Annotated in this window: 17 protein-coding genes and 1 tRNA gene; 7 read left to right on the top strand and 11 right to left on the bottom strand. The window is 56.2% G+C overall.

Going from position 1 to position 20,552, the window contains the following annotated elements; genetic code table 11:
• Window positions 1–323: 323 nt before the first annotated feature.
• From AB7S84_RS08770 to AB7S84_RS08755, 4 genes are all read right to left on the bottom strand, one after another.
• Window positions 324–399 (bottom strand) — tRNA-Asn (locus tag AB7S84_RS08770).
• 88 nt (window positions 400–487) lie between these two features.
• Entirely contained in the window at window positions 488–2,281 is a 1,794-nt protein-coding gene (gene aspS, locus AB7S84_RS08765) for an aspartate--tRNA ligase (RefSeq protein WP_020876947.1), read from the bottom strand.
• 19 nt (window positions 2,282–2,300) lie between these two features.
• Window positions 2,301–3,569 (bottom strand): histidine--tRNA ligase, encoded by a 1,269-nt coding sequence (gene hisS, locus AB7S84_RS08760; protein ID WP_020876948.1) that lies wholly within the window; start codon window positions 3,567–3,569, stop codon window positions 2,301–2,303.
• 81 nt (window positions 3,570–3,650) lie between these two features.
• On the bottom strand, window positions 3,651–5,987 hold the full coding sequence (locus AB7S84_RS08755; RefSeq protein ID WP_159449714.1) for an acetate--CoA ligase family protein: 2,337 nt from the start codon (window positions 5,985–5,987) through the stop codon (window positions 3,651–3,653).
• An 842-nt stretch (window positions 5,988–6,829) separates the two neighbouring features.
• Here AB7S84_RS08755 and AB7S84_RS08750 point away from each other — a divergent pair.
• Window positions 6,830–7,441 carry a hypothetical protein gene (locus AB7S84_RS08750; RefSeq protein WP_020876950.1) on the top strand — a complete coding sequence of 204 codons (612 nt, stop codon included), beginning with the start codon at window positions 6,830–6,832 and terminating at the stop codon, window positions 7,439–7,441.
• 31 nt (window positions 7,442–7,472) lie between these two features.
• Complete coding sequence (locus AB7S84_RS08745) at window positions 7,473–8,411, top strand: peptidase MA family metallohydrolase (protein ID WP_020876951.1); 939 nt, start codon at window positions 7,473–7,475, stop codon at window positions 8,409–8,411.
• Here the strand turns inward: AB7S84_RS08745 and mazG are convergent.
• The 7 genes from mazG to AB7S84_RS08710 all read right to left on the bottom strand — a co-directional run bounded on the left by mazG (window position 8,408) and on the right by AB7S84_RS08710 (window position 17,179).
• Window positions 8,408–9,232: a nucleoside triphosphate pyrophosphohydrolase gene (gene mazG, locus AB7S84_RS08740; protein ID WP_020876952.1), complete on the bottom strand. Its 825-nt coding sequence runs from the start codon at window positions 9,230–9,232 to the stop codon at window positions 8,408–8,410. The genes AB7S84_RS08745 and mazG overlap by 4 nt on opposite strands.
• A 43-nt stretch (window positions 9,233–9,275) precedes the next feature.
• On the bottom strand, window positions 9,276–9,983 hold the full coding sequence (locus AB7S84_RS08735; RefSeq protein ID WP_020876953.1) for a flavodoxin family protein: 708 nt from the start codon (window positions 9,981–9,983) through the stop codon (window positions 9,276–9,278).
• A 67-nt stretch (window positions 9,984–10,050) separates the two neighbouring features.
• Window positions 10,051–12,675: an alanine--tRNA ligase gene (alaS, locus tag AB7S84_RS08730; RefSeq protein WP_020876954.1), complete on the bottom strand. Its 2,625-nt coding sequence runs from the start codon at window positions 12,673–12,675 to the stop codon at window positions 10,051–10,053.
• Between the two features lie 90 nt (window positions 12,676–12,765).
• Window positions 12,766–13,803 carry a recombinase RecA gene (gene recA, locus AB7S84_RS08725; protein WP_020876955.1) on the bottom strand — a complete coding sequence of 346 codons (1,038 nt, stop codon included), beginning with the start codon at window positions 13,801–13,803 and terminating at the stop codon, window positions 12,766–12,768.
• Between the two features lie 171 nt (window positions 13,804–13,974).
• Window positions 13,975–14,544, bottom strand: coding sequence for an RNA 2',3'-cyclic phosphodiesterase (gene thpR, locus AB7S84_RS08720; RefSeq protein ID WP_020876956.1), 570 nt, complete (start codon window positions 14,542–14,544; stop codon window positions 13,975–13,977).
• 69 nt (window positions 14,545–14,613) lie between these two features.
• Window positions 14,614–15,780: a homocysteine biosynthesis protein gene (locus AB7S84_RS08715; protein WP_020876957.1), complete on the bottom strand. Its 1,167-nt coding sequence runs from the start codon at window positions 15,778–15,780 to the stop codon at window positions 14,614–14,616.
• A 43-nt stretch (window positions 15,781–15,823) separates the two neighbouring features.
• Window positions 15,824–17,179: a M23 family metallopeptidase gene (locus tag AB7S84_RS08710; protein WP_428153945.1), complete on the bottom strand. Its 1,356-nt coding sequence runs from the start codon at window positions 17,177–17,179 to the stop codon at window positions 15,824–15,826.
• Window positions 17,180–17,327: 148 nt separating this feature from the next.
• Between AB7S84_RS08710 and kdsA the strand changes: the two genes are divergently transcribed.
• Genes kdsA through lptB form a run of 5 tightly spaced genes read left to right on the top strand, consistent with a single transcriptional unit; the run spans window position 17,328 to window position 20,551 of the window.
• Window positions 17,328–18,143: a 3-deoxy-8-phosphooctulonate synthase gene (kdsA, locus tag AB7S84_RS08705; RefSeq protein WP_020876959.1), complete on the top strand. Its 816-nt coding sequence runs from the start codon at window positions 17,328–17,330 to the stop codon at window positions 18,141–18,143.
• Window positions 18,140–18,706 carry a KdsC family phosphatase gene (locus AB7S84_RS08700; RefSeq protein ID WP_020876960.1) on the top strand — a complete coding sequence of 189 codons (567 nt, stop codon included), beginning with the start codon at window positions 18,140–18,142 and terminating at the stop codon, window positions 18,704–18,706. Before kdsA ends, AB7S84_RS08700 begins: the two co-directional genes overlap by 4 nt.
• Complete coding sequence (lptC, locus tag AB7S84_RS08695) at window positions 18,693–19,271, top strand: LPS export ABC transporter periplasmic protein LptC (RefSeq protein WP_040415678.1); 579 nt, start codon at window positions 18,693–18,695, stop codon at window positions 19,269–19,271. The genes AB7S84_RS08700 and lptC overlap by 14 nt, the downstream gene beginning before the upstream one ends.
• On the top strand, window positions 19,252–19,827 hold the full coding sequence (locus AB7S84_RS08690) for an LptA/OstA family protein (protein ID WP_020876962.1): 576 nt from the start codon (window positions 19,252–19,254) through the stop codon (window positions 19,825–19,827). Before lptC ends, AB7S84_RS08690 begins: the two co-directional genes overlap by 20 nt.
• 1 nt (window position 19,828) lies before the next feature.
• Window positions 19,829–20,551, top strand: coding sequence for an LPS export ABC transporter ATP-binding protein (gene lptB, locus AB7S84_RS08685; RefSeq protein ID WP_020876963.1), 723 nt, complete (start codon window positions 19,829–19,831; stop codon window positions 20,549–20,551).
• Window position 20,552 lies beyond the last annotated feature (1 nt).

The raw sequence follows: 20,552 nt of genomic DNA, 5'->3' as shown, positions 1-20,552 counted from the left end.
CCCTTGGTTCGGCTTCCGGCTGATACCTACCGGAGGATGGCGTTTGATGTCGGCGCAGGGGCTTTGGGGAACCGGGCTGTTAAATAGCCGGATTCAAAAAGCGGAGAATGGGAGAATCAGGAAAGGATATTTGCGAAAACCGCGGCTGAACCCCCACGGTTGCATCGCAACCCCGAACGGAGAGCATCGAAACGGAGAATCGGGAAGGATGTGGCCGGCGGCGTAAGTCGGCGAAGACAGGGCAGAAATGACAAAACCCCGTGGGGATCAACCCACAGGGCCTTGCGTTAAATAAGAACCGCTGATTTCAGCGGATGGTATTTTGGCTCCCCAGCGCGGACTCGAACCACGGACACGGTGGTTAACAGCCACCTGCTCTGCCGACTGAGCTACTGGGGATCGGTTGAAACGAAAGCCTATATAGTGGAAAACCCGGGGCGAAGTCAAGGGAAAAATGCGTTCCCCGGGAAAAATATTCGTGTGCCGATCAGCCCTCCATCTGGATCTTCCTCACCTTGATGGCCAACTCGTCCAGCTGGGCCTTGGCGGGCTCCGACGGGGCGCCGGTCAGGAGGCAGGCGGCCCGCTGGGTCTTGGGGAAGGCGATGACGTCCCGGATGGACTGCTCCCCGCAGAGGAGCATCACCAGGCGGTCGAACCCGAAGGCGATGCCGCCGTGGGGCGGTGCGCCCGAGGCCAGGGCCGAAAGGAGGAACCCGAATTTCTCCTCGTATTCCGCGGACGCCATGCCCAGTGCCTTGAAAATCCGCTGCTGGAGATCGATCTGATGGATGCGGATGCTGCCGCCGCCGATCTCGAAGCCGTTCAGGACGAGATCGTAGGCCCGGGACCGGACGGACAAAGGATCGCTTTCCAGTTTGTCGCAGTCATCCTCCAGGGGCGCCGTGAAGGGGTGGTGGAGGGCCTGGTAGCGTTTTTCCGTCTCGTCGTATTCGAACATGGGAAAATCGGTGACCCAGGTGAAGGCGTAGGTGGCGTCGTCGATGAGGCCGAGCCTCCGGCCCAGGTGGTTCCGCAGGTTGCCCAGGCTGTCGTTGACGATACGGGCGTCGTCGGCGCCGAAAAGGATCAAATCCCCGGGTGCCATATCGAGTCGTTCGATCAAGGCCTGTTTTTCCGCGTCGGTGAAAAACTTGGCGATGGGCGACTGCCATCCGTCAGGCTTCACCTTGATCCAGGCCAGGCCTTTGGCCCGGTAGACGGTGACGAAATCGGCCAGGTCGTCCAGCTCCTTCCGGGTGAAGTCGCCGCCGCCCTTGACGTTGATGGCCTTGACGACGCCGCCGCCCGCTGCCGCCGAAGCGAAGAGCTTGAAGCCGGATCCGGCCACGATGTCCGTAAGGTCCGTCAGCTCCAGGCCGAAACGGATGTCCGGCTTGTCGAGGCCGTAGCGTGAAACCGCCTCGGCGTAGGTGAGCCGCTGGAAAGGGAGTTCAAGATCGCGGTCGAGGATTTCCTTGAACAGGAGGCGGATCATGCCCTCGGAGACGGCCATGATGTCTTCCTCGCCCACGAAGGACATCTCCATGTCGATCTGGGTGAATTCGGGCTGGCGGTCGGCGCGGAGGTCTTCGTCCCGGAAACAGCGGACGATCTGGTAATAGCGGTCGAATCCGGCGATCATGAAGAGTTGCTTGAAGAGCTGCGGCGACTGGGGCAGGGCGTAGAACTGCCCGGGGTTGACCCGGCTCGGGACCAGATAGTCCCGCGCGCCCTCGGGCGTGCTCCGGGTGAGGATGGGCGTTTCCAGATCGAGAAACCCGAGGCCGTTGAGGTAGTTCCGGACAGTGGCCGATGCCCGGTGCCGCGTGATGATGTTCCGCTGGATGCTCGGGCGGCGAAGGTCGATGTGCCGGTGCTTGAGACGGATATTCTCCGACACCTCGATTCGATCTTCGATCATGAAGGGCGGGGTTTCCGCAGCATTGAAGATCTGAAGCTCCCCTGCGGTGACCTCGATCTCCCCGGTGGTGAGATTCGGGTTGATCATGCCCTCCGGACGGGCGTCGACATGCCCCCGGACACCGATGACGTATTCGTTTCTGAGGCCGTGGGCCTTGTCATGCAGGGCGGGGTTTACCTCGGGATTGAACACCACCTGGGTGATCCCCTGTCGATCCCTGAGGTCGATGAAGATGACGCCGCCGTGATCCCGGCGGCGCTGAACCCATCCCATCAGCACGACGCTCTTTCCGATGTCTCCCGCGCTCAACTCGCCGCATTGATGGGTGCGGCGCATATCACCAAGTTTATCCGACACTGAATGGTCTCCTTTCAGATCATGTTTCAAGGGGGCGAATGTGGGCGATGATGGCTTTCACGGTGTTGGCGTCTATGGGGACCGGGGACTGTGCTTTCGTTCGCATGTTCCTCAGTATGGCGGTTCCGGATGCCAGTTCACTCTCTCCGATGATCAGCACGAAGGCGGCGCCGGACCGGTCGGCCTGTTTCATCTGGCTTTTGAGGCTTCGGCCTGCCATGTCCATCTCCGTGTGAACCCCGGCGAGCCCCAGCCGGCACACCCAATCAAAAGCTTTCTCGGCGCAGGTCTCGCCCAGGGCCGCGATAAAGAGTTGCGGCGTTTTTTCGAAATCAGCCTGCCGAAGACCCACGATCTCCACAAGGCGGTCGAACCCGACGGCGAAGCCGATGGCCGGCGTGTCGGGTCCGTCCAGCATTTTGACCAGCCCGTCGTATCGGCCGCCGCCTGCGACGGCGCTCTGAGCGCCCAGTGCCCCGGTCTGAATCTCGAAGGTGGTCCGGGTATAGTAGTCAAGTCCCCGCACCAGCTGCTTGTCGATGACGAAGGGCACGCCCAGTTCATTGAGGGATCCCTGAACCGATGCAAAATGCTTGGCACAGCCGTCGCAGAGGTAGTCGAGAAGGGATGGCGCGTCGGCCATGGCCTCGCGGCAGGCGGGGACTTTGCAGTCCAGAACCCGGAGCGGATTTGTGCTGCTGCGGCGGAGGCAGTCGGCGCAGAGATTCTCCTTCTTGCCGTCTAAAAGCACGGTCAGCGCCTCCCGGAAGGCGGGACGGCATTCAGGGCACCCCAGGGAGTTGATGTGCACCGCCACGTCGGTGACCTTCAGGCGGTCAAGGAGGGTGGTCAGGAGAAAGATCAACTGGGCGTCGATATAAGGGGCGTCGACGCCGATGACCTCGGCGTTGATCTGATAAAACTGGCGGTACCGGCCTTTCTGGGGCCGCTCGCGCCGGAACATGGGGCCGATGGTGTAAAACTTCCGGACCGGATCGGCGGCGTACATCTTGTGCTGTATGTAAGCGCGGACGACCGAGGCGGTGGCTTCGGGACGCAGGGTGATGAGATCCCCCTTACGATCGGGAAAGGTGTACATCTCCTTTTCCACGATGTCCGTGTGTTCGCCGATGCTGCGCGCGAAGAGTTCGGTGCTCTCCATAATGGGGATGCGGATCTCCTTGAATCCGAAGTCCTCGAAAAGTGTGCGGGCGACCCGCTCGATCTCCTGCCAGATCTCCACCTCGCCGGGCAAAATATCCTTAAAACCTCTGATCAGCTGAATCATAACGTTTGGGATTTCCTTAATTAATATTGATTTCTCAAAATTTGCACAAGCTGCTTATATTACAGAGAGAGATCGGATTAGTCAACACCGATGTGGTCGGCGTCGTTGTGAACTTCGCCCGAGGTGGAAGGCCGCAAACCGGTCCAGGGACCGGATGGCGGAGCGGATATCGGTGTATACCGGCAGGCCGTTTTCCGCCAGGATGTTCACGAAATCCTGATAATAGCGGCCTGCGTTCACCGAGACGACCATGGGCTTGGGGGAGGATTTTCCCAGAGCGATCAAGCGGTTGGCCAGGCTGCCGGGCTCACGGCAGTTTTCCGGCAGGGTTTTCAGCGCACCGGTGTGGGGAATGACGGAAACGAAGACACAATCCACATTTTCGTCTGCCAAAACCCGTCGGACAAATTCTCCGTACATGTGATCGTCGGCCATGGGCGTGATGTCCAGAAAGGAGGAGCGGGTGTCGACCAGTCCAGCGCTATCGAGCCGACGCAGCGCCTCGACGGTGGCGGATGAAAGCCCGGCCGGTGTCAGACAGGCCAACTCGTCGGCGCTTACGGCCGACTCGAAACCGGCGTTCACGACCCCGGCCACTCGGTTTCCTGCGGGGCGCTTTCGGGAAAGCAGGGAGAAGATCCTGACGGCATCGTAATGGTCTTCGATATGCTCCACCAGCAAAACCCCTGCCTGGCGGCAGGCCGCCCGGAAGACATCGTAGCTGCCCGACATCGAGGCTGTATGGGATGCGGTGATCCGTGCGCCGGCGTCGGTTTTTCCCGATTTATAAACAATGACGGGCTGGGTGAGATGTTGAACCAGCTCAAAAAAACGCCGCCCTTCTCCCGGATCGAGGCCTTCTATATAAAGTGATATGACTTCGACGCCGGACTTTTTTGAAAAATAAGCGATGAGATCCGGGATGTCGACATCGTATTTGTTGCCGAAACTGACGATTGCCTTGAAGACCCGCGAGCGCTGAAGCTTGTCGATGGCCGTCACTGAAAACGCACCGCTCTGGGTGAGCATGACCGTGTTGCCGGCGTCGGAAAATTCCAGATCGAGTCTTTCCTCCTCGATGAACAGGGTGTTGAGCCCCTGGCTTTCCGGGCCGGGGGCATGGAACACGCCCATGCAGTTGGGGCCGATGACGCGCAGCCTTGGCGGCACCGCCGCGTCCAGCAGGCGGGTGTACGCGGCATAGTCGACCTCCGAAGGGATGCCGGGGATCAGGATGAGGGCCTTTTTGATCCGGTCGTTCATGGTGCGGATGATTTCCGGTGCCAGCCGAGCCGGGGCTGCATACACGGCCAGATCCACGGGATGCGGCAATGCCTCGAGAGAGGGATAGAGGGGGTAATCGACGCTGTCCAGGCGAAGACACCCCCCTTTGGGATTGACGAGGAAAATATCCCGGCGTCCCATGTCGTGGAGCTGCTGTGCGATATTTCGTCCGATGCTGTGTTTTTCCGGGTTGACGGAAACACCGATGACGGCGATGCCCTGGGGATCGAAAAAACCGTCCAGATGGTGGGTGTTGATCCTCGATGCCGGGTATCGCTCGCATTGGAACGTGTGGAATTCAGCAAAGCCGTCTACCGCTACGAATCGGTGATCCCTGGCGAATACAAATGGGTTCACATCCAGGGCTGTAATGATGAATTCGGGCTGCGGATCGGCGATAAAGGAGTAATGGTAGGCCAGAAGGCTCAACTTTCTGGCGGCGTCCGCGAGATAGACGAGGTATTCGGGATGGCCGATCGCTTCGAATTTATACCGGATCTTGAGCGCAGCGATCATTTTGAGGGCCTCATTCCGCGTCAGGGGAGCCAGAGAGAGATTGGCCGGTTCATAATGTCTGGCGAAAAATTCGGCGTCGTCTCCGCCCTTGCTGAGATTCAGCACCGGACCAAAGGCAGGATCGGCTTTGAATCCCAGTAAAACTTCATAGCCCAGGGCCTGGGTGTGTGGAATGTATTCCTCGATAAGGAAACCGCGAATTTCGGGGGAATCCGCGCTGTTGAAATGAGACAGGACCTCGTTTCTCATCTGTTCGAGAACGAACCGAATATAAAGCGGGTCTGAATTCCGCACTGTTTTCACCCCACCCAACTGCTGTTTGTGGGCGATGGACGGCGAGACGACCTTGAGCACCAGGTCGTGGTTGAACCGGCGCAGCAGGGCCTCATCGATCTGATCCGGGGACGCCGCAAAGACGTATTTCGGGGCTGCCAAACCGATGTGACCGAGAATATCGTAGACCTCATGCTCGTACAGGCTGTTACGATGGTCCCCGTCGGCTTTACGGAGCACGGCGTCAACCCGACGGAGCACCTTCCTCGAAAGCTTCGCCCCACCGGTGTGTTCGGAGGGTTTCGTCTGGTTGGGTGTTCCTTGTTTTCGTCGTGATGTCATCATGCAGGCCATCCGTCTGAATTCCAGAAAAATCCCGGCAATCCGGTAAGAATCCCCAAAAAAGATATCATAATGTTACGCCGATGCCGACGACACTGTCAACAATCGCATGCCGAGCGCCATATAAATGCGCACCTTGTATGAAGGCGGTTGAAATCTTCGAAGGAATCGATTATACTGTAATCATTGAAAGGGGCGGCGCTCATACCGGTAAAGGCGTATAAGACCTCTTCACTGACCGGCTTTCTGCGCGGCCTTGGATCCGGTCAGTATTTTAGGGCCGCCCCGGTCCTGGGTGCCATGGCGAACCCAGGCCGGGTTACTCATTTTATGCACTTTCGCCGACCGGAATTCAGAGCGACACATATGACCGGTTAATGGCCTGATCCCTCATACAATCCTTTTTCCCATCTTCACAACCAACCCACACAAACGGATTATCAGGAATCCCGCCGTCGGGGGACGCCCACCAGCATTTCGGCGTAACCGCTTTTTGTTGGACCTTTCAGCAATGATGCATGAGAAGTCCGTTGAAAACCGGGAAGATTTGCCTCATGATTTTCGTCGCGAAAATCTTCATCATGGATCCAAAAGTGATATAGAAGTTTTTGTTTCCAATAAAAATAAACAGGATAGAATCAGATCTGTTTCTATCTTCAGCGTATCGGCCATATTAGAATATATTTTTTTGACAAAACTCATAATAATACTTATAAAATTTAAAAGATCTCCAGGCCGTCGTCGACAATATCTACCATTGTCCGGGTTGTCGAAATCATTTGGAGATTAAGGCGAAACCATAGAAGACATCAATAAAAAGATAAGAATTACAGAGGAACCAATAAATGACAGCCAAGGAAAAAAAAAGTACGGTCCACCTGATCATCGAAACCCTGATGAGCGGGGATCCACTTCGCTCAAAAGATATCACCGACATCATATCGGGGACCTCCGGAAAGGTTGTGAAAGTGCAGGATGTCGCGAGTATGCTCTCCCGAATTACCGATGCGAATAAATGTGAGTTGGGATTTTTTATTCAAAAGAAACGCGATGGGAACCGGTATACCTATCGGGTGGTGGATGAGTTTTTGAACGTGTCGCCGAAACAGGCCTACGGGATGACCCTCAAAACCGGCAAGGGGCGATATTCGTTGGAACAGGCGCTCAGGGATTTTCCCGTTCTGGGCAAATACGTCGCGCCCAAACCGGGGAAGAAGGCCGTCACCGTGAAAACGCGAGGCGGCCGGCCGCGAAAGGACCAGAAGAAGTCTGTCGATAAAAAAAGCATCGGTGTCGGGTCCACCCTGACATTGCGGGAGCTCACCGGCGGCCTTGGCGTGGAAGAAATAAAGGCGCTTGGAGAGTTGATTGACAAGGTCAAGGACATTGCTCTCCTCAAGGATATCAACGTCAACGTCAACCTGACCATCACCGTCGATGGACTTTGGACAAAATAGGTGTCGCTTCGAGATTGAAAAGAGCGTGGGGATGGCCCTTCACATTTTGTGGGCCGTTCTGATGATTCTCCTTGCCTGGTGGACCCTGCCGTCCGCGGCAAGGAGCGAGGTCTATCACCGCACCGACCGGCCGGGGATAACGGTTTTTTCGCCTCCGGCGCTGAATATTGCGGCGGGAGATATCGCCGACCTTTTCCCTCGGCTGGGAGAAGAGTTGGCCGATCGGTTCGGATGGGCCTATACGGGTGAGACGATCGTCTGGCTTTTGGATGATGAAGCGCAGTTTCAGCGCATGATCGGCCGTCCCTTTTTCGCAGCCTTTGTAATGCCGGAAACCGGGGTGATGGTTATCGACAACACCAAAACGCGTATTCATCCGCTGACGCTTGAAACCATCCTCAAGCACGAACTATGCCACCTCCTGTTGCACCAGCATATTTCGGCGCACCATCTGCCAAAATGGCTCGACGAAGGCGTTGCACAGTGGGCCAGCGACGGGATCTCCGAACTGTTGGCACCCGGGTCGGGAGATGCGCTCCGCCGGGCGGTTCTGTCGGGGAAGCTTCCCTCCATGGCAGAGATCAACCACTATTTTATGCTGGACCAGCCGGCGGTTCAACTGGCTTATGAGGCCAGCAGAAGCATCGTCGACTATGTGGTCAGGCGGTACGGCGTTGCAGGACTGCTTAGGGTGCTATCCGAATTGAAAGGCGGCCGTTCTCCTGAAACCTCGATTCCAGCCGCGCTCGGGGTGACCCTCGGCGAAATCGAGGCCGGTTGGCAGGGATCTCTGGAAAAAACCGATATCTGGTGGCGGGTGACGACGGTCTACCTTTATGACCTTCTTTTTTTTGCGGCCGCCGTCATCACCCTTGTGGCATTTGTGCGGGGGATCGTCAGAAAGCGCCGGTATTCAGACGAAGTTGGGGCCGGGACGTCGGACGATGCCGATGAGAACGGTTTTCGTTAAGATTGCGGGCCGTCTTTGGGAGGGATCTTTTTAGCTTGATTCCAGAGCTGTTCTTTCTCTTGGCGCGGAACCGCGTCGATGTCCCTGCCGGTGGCTTCCGCTGTTTGCTCCAGATGATGAAATCGCCGTTCGAATTTCTGAGTGGCGCTGACCAGGGCGGATTCAGGGTGAATTCGAGCAAACCGAGCGACGTTGACAAGGGTGAAGAGGACGTCACCGAATTCCAATGCGATCTGTTCCCGGCGCTGTTCCGAACGGGATGGTTCGACGCCGTTTTTTCCGATCTCGGCCTTGAGTTCGGACCATTCTTCCTCTACCTTGTCCATGACGCCGCCCATATCGTCCCAGTCGAAGCCGGTGCGGGCGGCCCGCTCTGAAATCCGGTAGGCTCGCATCAAGGCAGGCATGTTGCGGGGCACCGAGTCCAGGACGGAACCGGAGCGCCCGTTTTTTTCCTGCTTCTTGATTTCGTGCCATTGCCGGCGAACGGCCTCGGTCTCCGTGATGGTGACGTCGCCGAAGACATGGGGATGGCGCCGAATCATTTTCTCCGCGCTTTTCCGGGCCGCGGCTTCAATGTCGAAAAGCCCTTTTTCTTCGAAAAATTTCGCGATAAAAAGTACCTGAAACAGTACGTCTCCAAGCTCCTCGCAGATATCTTCGGTGTTGCCGGATTCAATGGCCGCAAGCAGTTCATGGGCCTCTTCGATGAGATATACGGCTATGCTTTCGGGGGTCTGCTTCCGGTCCCACGGGCAGCCGTTTTCGCTTCTCAGGGATGCGATGATCCCGTCGAGCCTTTTGATGGGGTTCTGGTCCACGATACGCCTCTGATTTCGGATTAAACGTTCATGTCGGAAAGGGTTATGCGGAAGTTTTCATCATCTGCATCATCTGACGTTGCATTTTCCGGGTGACCGCTTTGCGATCATGATCGTTTTTGAGGCGGTATCCCAACAATTTGCCTGCATCCGCCGCCGCCTGCATCAAAATCGGATCTTTTGAAACGTCGGGAATCATTTCGGGGGTGATCTTGACGTTCTCCCCGTACAGCATGCTGGGAACACCCACTTTGCAGGTTTCACCGTAGCCGCAGGAGTAGCAGGAGGCCGCACCTTGCCCCGAAACCTTTGCGACGGTTTCGATGAAGTTGTACATGAAAAATTTTTCGATATTTTCTGCAGGAAAGCGGCCGTCCATGCCGCCGACGCCCACGGCCACAGCCAGCTTTCCCCAAAGGAGATTCCCCGCCTGGTGTCGGAACTGAAACCAACGCTCAAGGAAGGCATGGGTGCCGGCATTCAGTGTCGAGTAATAGTTGGGTGCCCCGATGACGTATGCGTCCGCGGCGACGATTTCCTCCCGAAGGCTCTCCAGATCGTCCTTGACCTTGCAGACATTGTCCGGGGCGCATCCGAGGCAGGCGATGCAACCGCCGATGGTTTTGCCGCGAAGGGAAATCAGATCATAATCAAGACCGGTGTTTTCGAGGACGGTGGATACGAGCTTATAGGTGCCGGAGACCTTTTCTTTTCGGGGGCTTCCGGAAATACCGAGTATTCTGATTCTCATAGCATTCTCCTTTGTGCTGGGGGTGTGATTGTGGCTTCCACCGCGTTGCCGTCGCGTCACATGGCCGTCATGTCCTTTCGATGATACCGTAAACCGATTCGAGGGCTTCATCCAGTTTTTCGGGCCGGGTGCCGCCCGCCTGCGCCATATCCGGCCGTCCGCCCCCGCCTCCGCCGACAACGGCAGCCGTCTCTTTGACGATGTTTCCTGCATGGAATCGTCCGGTCAGATCCTTTGTGACCACCACGATCAGCATGGCCTTGTCGTTCGCGGCGCCGCCGAGAACGACGATACCGGATTGGAGCTTGTCCTTGAATTTATCCGCCGCGTCCCTGAGAGCGGCAGGGTTGTCGGCTGCAACGCGTTTGGCCAATACCTTGACACCCTTGATTTCCCGGATTTCATCGTCGATCCCCGCCGCGGACATGGTGGCCATTTTCGATTTGAGTTGTTCGACCTCCCGTTCCAGGGCACGGTTTTCCGCCAGGGTCTTTTCGATTCTTTGAACGACGGCGTCCGGTTTGTCTTTGAGAAGGGCCGCGGCATCCCGAAGGGCGGCGGCCATCTTCTGCACGACGGCGACGGCCGTTCGGCCCGACACGGCCTCGATTCTTCGAACCCCTGAGGCGATGCTCGATTCCGAGATGATCTTGAAGCAGCCGATGTCCCCCGTGAGCCGGGTGTGGGTGCCGCCGCAAAGTTCTTTGCTGAAGGCGTCAAGGGAGATGACCCGAACCCGATCACCATACTTCTCCTCGAACAGGGCCATTGCACCGGTTTTAAAGGCCTCCTCGGCCGCCATTTCCACGATGTTCACCGTGGCATTCCGACGAATGTAGTCGTTGACCCGAGCTTCGATCCGATCGAGGGTTTCGGGATCCACTTGAGAAAAATGGGTGAAGTCAAAGCGGAGTCGGTCGGGGGCGACAAGAGAACCCGCCTGCTTGACGTGGTCACCCAGAATTTCCCGCAGGACCGCGTGAAGAATATGGGTGGCCGTATGATTGCAGGCCGTGGCCTGTCGGGCGGCTTTATCCACCGAAAGGCTGACGGTGTCCCCCACGTGGATGTTCCCCTTGACCACCTTGCCTTTGTGGATGATCATCCCGGTGGGGTCTTTGGTCGTATCGGTTACGGTCATCTCGAAGGCCGTCCCGGTGATTTTTCCGATGTCGCCCACCTGTCCACCCGATGCGCCGTAAAACGGCGTTTTCTTTACGACCACTTCGACAGTGTCGCTTTCCCCGGCGGATTCGATCGCTTTTCCGTCCTTGACCAGCAACAGTATGGTGCTGTCGCAGAGAGTGGTTTCGTACCCTATGAATTCAGGGATGATGCCGTCGGCCGACAGTTTTTTGTAGGCGTCGCTGATCTGGGAGAAACTAACCACCGAGCGGGATTTTTCCCGTTGTTCGGCCATCTGTCGGTCAAAAGTCGCCATGTCGAGCGTCATATTGCGATCCCGGACCACATCACGAACGATATCCACCGGGAACCCGAAGGTGTCGTAAAGTTTGAAGATGACGTTCCCTGGAACCTCGGTCTGCTTTTTTTCCGTCATCTCGGCCAGGGTGTCGTTGAGCAGGGCGAGGCCCTTGTCGAGGGTTTCGGAGAAGCGGATTTCTTCGTTTCGGATAACGTTGGTAATAAAGGCCTCCGCTTTGGCGAGTTCAGGATAGGCCGGCTTCATGATGTCAAAAACAACCTTGGCGGTTTCGTGGAGAAAGGGCCGCATCAGGTGCAGGTTGCGACCGTATCGGATCGCTCGGCGCATGATGCGGCGAAGCACGTACCCACGGCCTTCATTGGAGGGCAGGACGCCGTCGCCGATCAGAAACGCCATGGCTCGGCTGTGGTCGGCGATGACCTTCATGGCCACGTCCGTCTCCGCCGATTCGCCCAACCGGCGTCCCGAGAGGCCCTCGGCTTTGCGCATGATGGGCATGATCAGGTCTATGTCATAGTTGGTGGCGGCGTTCTGGATAACAGAGACGATCCGTTCGAGGCCCATGCCGGTATCGATGCTCGGTTTGGGCAGGGGCGTCATGTTGCCGGACTGGTCCCGATTGAACTGCATGAAGACCAGGTTCCAGATCTCCAGATACCGATCGCATTCACACCCCAGGCTACAGTCGGGTCCGCACCCGAATTCAGCGCCTCGGTCGATGTGGATTTCTGAGCATGGACCGCATGGGCCCGTATCGCCCATGGCCCAGAAATTGTCCTTTTCACCGAAACGGACGATTCGGTCTTCAGGGACGCCGACCACGGTCCGCCAGAGGTCGAAGGCTTCGTCATCGTCCAGGTAGATGGAGACCCACAGCTTATCTTCGGGGAGTCCATAACCGTTGGTCAGAAGATCCCATGCGAACTCGATGGCTTTTTCCTTGAAATAGTCGCCGAAGGAAAAATTGCCCAACATCTCGAAAAACGTGTGGTGTCGCGCGGTGTATCCGACGTTTTCCAGATCGTTGTGTTTCCCGCCGGCCCTTACGCATTTCTGGGACGTTGCGGCCCGGACGTATCTGCGTTTTTCCTCCCCGAGAAAGGTGCGCTTGAATTGCACCATTCCCGCATTGGTGAAGAGCAGGGTCGGGTCGTCTTGAGGAATGAGGGACGAACTTCGTACTATCTGATGGTGATGTTTCTGGAAATAATCAAGAAATTTCTGTCGGATTTCGTTGCCTGTCATGGATCTCTCCGTCACAAGATGTTGTCGTCTATACCTAAGGCCTCACTCATTCCTCTTTGAGATTGTCGGCTTTGCGGACCCTTTCGTCGCTCACTCCGCATCTTTCTGGGGAGGCGGTTGCGGTTGGTCTTCCTTGACCAGCCCCAAACCGACCCGGACCTTTTTGAGGATGGCGTCGTAGACCTCGGGGTTTTCGGCCAAAAACTTCTTGACGTTTTCACGACCCTGGCCGATGCGATCGCCGTCATGGGAATACCAAGAGCCGCTTTTCTCGACGATTCCCATCTCAACGCCCATGTCGATCAGGTCGCCCGTACGCGAAATGCCTTCTCCATAAGTAATGTCGAATTCAGCCTCCCGAAAGGGCGGTGCCATCTTGTTTTTGACCACCCGTACCTTGGTTCGGTTGCCGATTTGTTCCTGCCCGTCTTTGATGGCACCCATCCGCCGGATGTCGAGGCGAAGGGACGCATAGAATTTCAAGGCGTTGCCGCCGGTTGTGGTTTCGGGATTGCCGAACATCACGCCGATTTTCATCCGGATCTGGTTGATGAAAATCACCGATGTCATCGTCTTGCCGATGGTGCCGGTCAATTTTCTGAGGGCCTGGGACATCAGTCGGGCCTGGAGCCCCATATGGGCGTCCCCCATCTCTCCCTCGATTTCCGCGCGGGGAACCAGGGCGGCTACCGAGTCGATCACCACGATGTCCACCGCGCCGCTGCGGACCAGCATATCTGCAATTTCCAGAGCCTGTTCGCCGGTGTCGGGCTGGGATATCAGCAGTTCGTCGCAATTGACCCCGAGCTTTCGGGCGTAGACCGTGTCCAGAGCGTGCTCGGCATCGATAAAGGCGGCGATGCCTCCCTGTTTCTGAGCTTCGGCTACGGCATGAAGGGCCAGCGTTGTCTTCCCCGAGGATTCCGGACCGAAAATCTCGATGACTCTTCCCCTGGGAAAACCGCCGATGCCCAGAGCCTTGTCCAGGGCAAGCGAGCCGGAGGGAATGACGGGGATATTCTGAACCTCTTTGCTCCCCAGTTTCATGATCGAGCCCTTGCCGAACTGGCGTTCGATCTGGGTTATAGCGGACTCCACCGCTTTTTGTTTATCGGGTGAAATATTCATATTTCCCTCCTGGAACATTTGTATTTGTTTCATATCGTTATGGACTTTCCGGCCGCAATGTGGTGCCGCGTCTCAGTTTGCCGGGCAATGGCCGACATGACCACCCTGCATGTCGGGTGCCATCATGCTCTGAAAGTCGTTCGTATCCGGCCGTCTGTTGATCGGAACGTCTCAACCCGCCAGGACGGCCGTTTTCAATTCCGTATAGATCGGTCCTCTGGGATAAAGCTCGCTTTGAAACAAAATCAATTTGTCCACCGAAAATTGGGGGGATTCGGCGGAACCTGCCGAGGCCAAAAGCAATGCAAGCTTCTGGGGGTTCAGCGGTCCGCGAGCTCTACCGATGGTGAGATGTGCCTTGAACGATCTGAGTTCCGGGGCAAACCCCAGCGCTTCGAGGGCCACATCCAGTCGGCGCTGAAGATCGATGAGAAGGGCGGTATCTCCTTTAAGGCCGATCCAGAGCACTCGCGGCCGATGGATGCCGGGAAAGACACCGAGCCCCTTGGCGCTGAATCGGAGGGGGAATGCGGCTTGGACCGAACCCGTCATCGCTTCAAAAATCGATTCCACAGCCGTCGGTCGGATGTCGCCCAGAAACTTCAATGTCAGATGAACGTTTTCGACGGGAGTCCATCGCATGGAGATCCCTCCGGCTGCAAGCGTCTCCTGGATGCTCCGGATATGACACAAGACGCTTTCCGGAATTTTAAACGCGATAAAGGCTCTAATACGATCCATGCCGCTCATGCCGTCAACCCCGTCCGAGGGGGCACCCCCTTCTTTATTTATAGAGGGGCCGCCGAAAAGCTAGGACGGCAGCGTAAATTGAGGCTCACCCAGAAGGAAGGTCCCCTCGGAGATCCATTCTTTGAGAATGTCGGCGATCCGGCGGGCTTTCACCATACTCGACAGGGGAACGGTCTGAACGGTTTCGCCTTCGATGGTGACGACACCGCTTTTCAGTTCGGCGTAACTCACCCGGCCGTAAGTTTTGGCGATGCCGTTGCCGTAGTCATGGCCGTAATCGACCACTTGGGTGAAAAGGTCTTCATCGGAAACGCCGGTGTATCCAGCCATCTCTTCATTCAAAATGGGTATTGGAATCCCTAACCCTACGGCAAGGGAGCATCCGTATCCCTGAATACTGACCCCCTTGATCCAATCCGGACTCATGCCCTTCATGTCTCCCATAACAAAAAGGGTGCCCGCAGGTTTCATCGGGGTGCCCTGGGGCGTCCTGTCGACAGCGGGATTGTGCTGAGTACCGGCCCAGGTGACATACCCGATGCCGCCGCCCAGAAATATTCGTGTCCCCAGGCCGATAGTCTTGTAATAGGGATCGTTGAACAGGGGGCTCAGCTGTCCGGCGGAGCAGTAATTGGCGTTGGCGATTTTGGGCTTTAGCGCTCCCATATACGTATAGACGGTCTTGTTGGTGAGGTTGACGGCACAGTTATAGTTCTGATAACCGTTTCGGGGGTTGCACAGCACTGCGTAAGGGAGGGTTTCGAGACTCACTTTCTTTTCGAAACGGGTATTGGGGTAACAAGTGGTGCCGTAACCCGTGGCTCGGAGCTGAACCTTCTTTCCGGCAAGAAGGTCTTCGATGACATGACCTCCGCCGTAGTTGAACTCACCCGGATAAACCTTGTTCAAGGGATCGTCTTCGCAAACCTCCGTTGCACCGATATAGCAATCGACGGCCGCAATGCCGCCATAGGCGGGGACGTTGTTGAGCCATACCTTGGACGCCTTGATTGTGGGAACCGAATGTCCGAAGTTGATAAATGCGCCGGAAGAGCACATGGGAGCGAATGTTCCCGTGGTGACCACATCCACCTGTTGTGCCGCCTCCACCGGACCGTTCTCCCTGACGATCCCGATCATCTCTTCGGCGGTCACGACAACGGCTTCTCCACTCTGAATTTTTCGGTTGATGGTTTGATAGGTCTTGTTGACCTTGAAATCTTTCATGGATGGCTCCTGAATCCGACGGGATATCGTTTCTCGCACGATATCAGTCGATGGTATCGATTCTAAGCGTTATGTTGTTCCTGATCCACTCCGGGTCCCACCATTCCACCGGATTGACAAAAACGCCGCCGACGAGCATACCGTAATGAAGATGATCGCCTCCTGCAAGCCCTGTCGTGCCGGTGGTGCCGATAATATCTCCCCGGTTGACCATCTGATTCGGTTGAACCTGAATGCTGTTCATGTGGGAATAAGTGCTGAACAGCCCGATGCCGTGATCGATGACGACGGTTTCGCCGTAGATACCGATGGGCCCGGCAAAAACGACCTTTCCCGTGTTGCCGGCCGGCACCGGAGCGTGGGCGAGGGAAGCCAGATCAATGCCAAGGTGCACTTGTCGGTCAATGGTTTCCCCCTGATACCGGTAATCCCGATGATCGGCAAAGCTGGCCTTTCGGGCGGCGTTCGGAAGCCTCAGGAAGGCGTTGTCCCATCGAATGGTACCATCGGAGATCGATGACAGGCGTTGGAACTCCTGAGCATTGGCGGAACGGATCTCCCTGTTGATGGCCAGAAACTTGTCCACCGGCGACGTTGGCGGCGTCTTGAAGAGACTGTCGTCGAATTCCGGCATTTTCTGAGCCAGAAAATTATCGGAGAGTTGAATCAGATCCGTTTTGAAAGTTTTGCTTCGGATATGGTGGTAGAATCCGGCCTTGGAAATATTCCCGGCTCGGTCCGCTGCGCTGATGGATACCGGTGTCTCCTTCCCTTGACGATAATCGAGCGCGAACAGACATACCAGACGGTTGTTTTTGTCGTCCGCCAAGGGGTACCCCTGGAAGAAGTTGTCGCCGACCTGAACCCCGTGCCGAAGGCATGGCTCGGACAATCTGTAGACCACCAGGCCCGCGCCTCCCTGGTTGATGTTGTGCTGTCGGCTCAGGACCTCGATTCTCGGTGGATGGGAATCGATCAACACGGATTTCTCGAGGACGGTCTTATTGCCGTGCCACCAACTCCGCCATGCATAATCCCTTGCCGTCAGATGAAGCGTGGCGTTGCCGTCGGAAAAACCGTGTTTCTGTGGTTCGATGGTGACGGCCAGATCCTTTTCGGAGACCTTCCCGCCGGCGATTATGTTGATGGCCGGATAGGTTTCATCAAAGAGCACCACCTTTTTGCCGTCCTTTTCCAGGGTGATGGTGATGCTCCGGATACCGCTCCTGGGATCGGAGATCCTGATGTCGAGTTCGTTCGAGGCTTGGACGGCATCCTCCAATCCCTGGATCGTTACCGTCGGTCCGCTGCCTTCAAGCTTGAAATAGAGAAAGACCCCCAGTCCTGCAAGGAGCAGGATGCCCGTGATAAGGAAAATTCGATTTTTCAATGTTTTCATCTTATCTTTCAATGGATTATACAACCCTCCCCGCTGAATGTTTCGTGGGCGACAATATCAGTTAAAACCGCTGTAATCAAGGCCTGTTTTTCGTTTCTTGACTTTTCACCCCACCCACGATAAACAGCTATTAAGGGAAATTAACAGGATGAATAATTTGGTAAATATCGAAAATTTGCTTATGGGCGTCGGACAGCCGTTGGTCCTGATTGCGGGGCCCTGTGTCATCGAGGAGGAATCGCGCGCTTTTGAGATTGCCGCGTATCTCAAGGAAATGACCGGGGATTTGCAGATCCCGCTGATTTTCAAGGCTTCCTATGACAAGGCCAACCGGACGTCGATTCACTCCTTCCGGGGGCCGGGGATCGAGAAGGGGCTGAGGACACTTGAAAGAATCAAACAAGAGCTGGGGTTGCGCATTCTTTCGGACGTCCATCGCATCCAGGACGTGGATACCGCTGCGGCAGTCTTGGATGTCATCCAGATTCCGGCCTTTCTCTGTCGACAGACCGATTTGATCCTGGCCGTTGCCCGGACCGGAAAGCCGGTCAATATTAAAAAAGGGCAGTTCCTCGCCCCATGGGACGTGTCGAATATCGTCGAGAAGATCCGGTCCGTCGGCAACGATCGCGTGATCATCACGGAACGAGGCGTTTCTTTCGGCTATAACAATCTCGTCGTCGATTTTCGGGGTATCGGGATTATGCGGAATACAGGTTGCCCGGTCATTTTCGACGCCACCCACAGCGTTCAACTGCCGGGGGGCGTTGGAGCGGCGTCGGGAGGGCAGCGGGAGTTTGCCCCGGTATTGGCAAAAGCAGCGGTCGCCGCAGGGGTGGACGGGGTCTTTCTCGAAGTACATACCGATCCGGACAATGCTCTATGTGACGGGCCGAATTCCCTCAAGATCGACACTCTGGCACCGCTGCTGTCAAAACTGAAGCGTATCCGGGAGGTGGCATGATCCTTTCCGGACCGGAAGCGGAACGTGATGTTCCGCTGAAAACTGAAAAGCTCAGGGAGATCCGGCTGCTGCTCCTGGACGTAGACGGCGTGATGACCGACGGCCGGATTACCTATACCGAATCAGGCGCCGAAATTAAATCCTTCGACGTCAAGGACGGGCTCGGCATTCGCCTGGCAATGGATGCGGGCATCCGGGTGGGGGTCGTCACTGCGCGGACATCGGAAGCGCTGCGACATCGATGCCGAAATCTGGCAATCGACCTGGTGTTCGACGGTGTCAGGAATAAACGGGCCGTACTGGATGACATCGTGAAAACGACAGGCGTTTCGGCATGCCGGATTGCCTTTGTGGGAGACGATCTTCAGGATTTGCCGCTGATGCGGCGCGTCGGGTTTTCAGTTGCCGTCGCCGATGCCCACGACATTCTTATCGAGCATGCGGACATGGTCACAACCCGCCGGGGCGGGCGGGGAGCGGTGCGCGAGGTGTGCGAGGCTCTCCTGAAAGCCCAGGGGGCGTGGGGGAATGTCATGAATCGATACGTGAATGATGAAAAATAACACTTTCAAAAAAATAAAAGTCATACTTCTGCTCTTCATAACGATCACGTTGGTGGCGGTAATTGCCGTATTTACGGGATACCGCCATCTGATGGACGAGGAAGAAAGCCTGGTTTCCACCGTTCAGGAGGGTGCGGGAATGGCTATCTCCTCCGTCCGGCAGACCGCAGTCCGGAACGGCATGCTGGAATGGTCCCTCAACGCGGCTTCCGCCGAATATCTCAATGCCGAGAATCAGGCGGTTTTTACCCTGCCGTCGGTAACTTTTTTTATGGAGGGACGGGAGGAGATCGTAATGACCGCCGCAAAGGGAACCGTCCGAACCGATTCGAACAACATCAGTGTGAGCGGTGACGTCGTCGTGAGGGACGCGACATACGAATTGAGGACCGAGGTCCTTAATTACGACAATGCGGAACACCGGTTTTTCACCAATCTTCCTGTCGTGCTTTCAGGGGCGGGATTTGATCTGACCGCCGATTCGGCGTCTCTGGATATGAAGACACGGCAAGCCATACTGGAAGGAAACGTCAAGGGGATCCTGAGTGAAGATATTGAACTGTAATCTTCTCAAACGGTTTTTCGGCGCCTTTTGCCTGATGTCGCTCATGTGGGTCGAGACGGTTATCCCCTCGGCGGTTTCGGCCGAGACGTCGCCTGCCGACCGGCCTGCCGGGAAGGAGAACATCCATATAACTTCAGAAAGTCTTGTGGTGAATGACGCCGAAAAATATGCCGAATTCATCGGCAACGTGAAGGCGCTTCAGGGGGATACGGAGATTCTGTCGGATCGTCTGAAAATCTACTACGAGGGAAACCCCCGGACGCGTTCGGGTAAATCGAATCAGAAAGATGGTGCCGGGCGGGATTCCATCCAAAAGATCGTTGCTAACGGCAATGTCAGGATTACTTTCGATGATACTGTGGCGGAGAGCCGGGAGGCGGTCTACACCACCGCCGATCGGATTCTGATACTTTCGGGCCCCAATTCCAGGGTGACCAAATCTTCCAGCGGGGAAATTTCGGGTTCCAGGATATCGATCAATCGTGAGAGCGGTCAGATCCGGTTTGACGGCAATGTCCAGGGCGTTTTTTTCCCCGGAGAAAAGGGATTGAATTGACGTGGCGGAGTTGAGCCTCAGGTCCCTCGTAAAGGCATATCACGGTCGCCGGGTGGTCGCTTCAGCAAGTCTGTCGGTGAAATCCGGCCAGGTGGTTGGGTTATTGGGGCCTAACGGCGCCGGAAAGACCACTACCTTTTACATGGCCGTAGGGCTGATTCAACCCGATGACGGGCGGGTATATCTTGATGAGGAAGACATTACGGATTATCCTATGTACAAACGAGCCAGGAGAGGTGTTGGGTATCTGCCTCAGGAGACCTCCATATTTCGGAAGCTGACGGTCCGACAGAATGTTCTGGCCATTCTCGAGTTCCTTCCCATTCCCCGGGAGGAGCAGGAGCGGCGAGCGGATCAGTTGCTGGAGGAGTTGGGCATCCTTCGACTCAAGACCCAGAAGGCGAACGTCCTGTCCGGAGGAGAGCGGCGGCGGTTGGAGATCAGTCGTGCACTGGCGACCAATCCGTCGTTCATCCTGTTGGATGAACCTTTTGCCGGTGTCGATCCTCTGGCGGTGATCGATATCAAAAAGATCGTCGAACATCTGAAGCGGAGGGGTATCGGCATCCTGATATCCGATCATAATGTCAGGGAAACGTTGGGGGTATGTGATTACGCCTATATTTTGAATGCGGGAGAAGTGATCGAGGCGGGTCCCCCTGAAAGAATCGCGGCAAGCAAAACCGCCCGAAGGTTTTATTTAGGGGATGAATTCAGGTTATAAC

The organism is Desulfococcus sp. (assembly GCF_050178255.1).
GTDB lineage: Bacteria > Desulfobacterota > Desulfobacteria > Desulfobacterales > Desulfococcaceae > Desulfococcus > Desulfococcus multivorans.
The sequence above is the reverse complement of the archived record's forward strand: the minus strand, read 5'-3'. Positions and strand labels throughout refer to the sequence as shown.

What these genes read in the sequence shown, in the direction of transcription:
- AB7S84_RS08710 (WP_428153945.1), bottom strand. Translation starts at nt 17,179, where the DNA reads ATGAAAACATTGAAAAATCGAATTTTCCTTATCACGGGCATCCTGCTC.
- AB7S84_RS08755 (WP_159449714.1), bottom strand. Translation starts at nt 5,987, where the DNA reads ATGATGACATCACGACGAAAACAAGGAACACCCAACCAGACGAAACCC.
- AB7S84_RS08735 (WP_020876953.1), bottom strand. Translation starts at nt 9,983, where the DNA reads ATGAGAATCAGAATACTCGGTATTTCCGGAAGCCCCCGAAAAGAAAAG.
- lptC (WP_040415678.1), top strand. Translation starts at nt 18,693, where the DNA reads ATGATGAAAAATAACACTTTCAAAAAAATAAAAGTCATACTTCTGCTC.
- kdsA (WP_020876959.1), top strand. Translation starts at nt 17,328, where the DNA reads ATGAATAATTTGGTAAATATCGAAAATTTGCTTATGGGCGTCGGACAG.
- AB7S84_RS08750 (WP_020876950.1), top strand. Translation starts at nt 6,830, where the DNA reads ATGACAGCCAAGGAAAAAAAAAGTACGGTCCACCTGATCATCGAAACC.
- hisS (WP_020876948.1), bottom strand. Translation starts at nt 3,569, where the DNA reads ATGATTCAGCTGATCAGAGGTTTTAAGGATATTTTGCCCGGCGAGGTG.
- AB7S84_RS08715 (WP_020876957.1), bottom strand. Translation starts at nt 15,780, where the DNA reads ATGAAAGATTTCAAGGTCAACAAGACCTATCAAACCATCAACCGAAAA.
- thpR (WP_020876956.1), bottom strand. Translation starts at nt 14,544, where the DNA reads ATGGATCGTATTAGAGCCTTTATCGCGTTTAAAATTCCGGAAAGCGTC.
- AB7S84_RS08700 (WP_020876960.1), top strand. Translation starts at nt 18,140, where the DNA reads ATGATCCTTTCCGGACCGGAAGCGGAACGTGATGTTCCGCTGAAAACT.
- AB7S84_RS08745 (WP_020876951.1), top strand. Translation starts at nt 7,473, where the DNA reads ATGGCCCTTCACATTTTGTGGGCCGTTCTGATGATTCTCCTTGCCTGG.
- recA (WP_020876955.1), bottom strand. Translation starts at nt 13,803, where the DNA reads ATGAATATTTCACCCGATAAACAAAAAGCGGTGGAGTCCGCTATAACC.
- alaS (WP_020876954.1), bottom strand. Translation starts at nt 12,675, where the DNA reads ATGACAGGCAACGAAATCCGACAGAAATTTCTTGATTATTTCCAGAAA.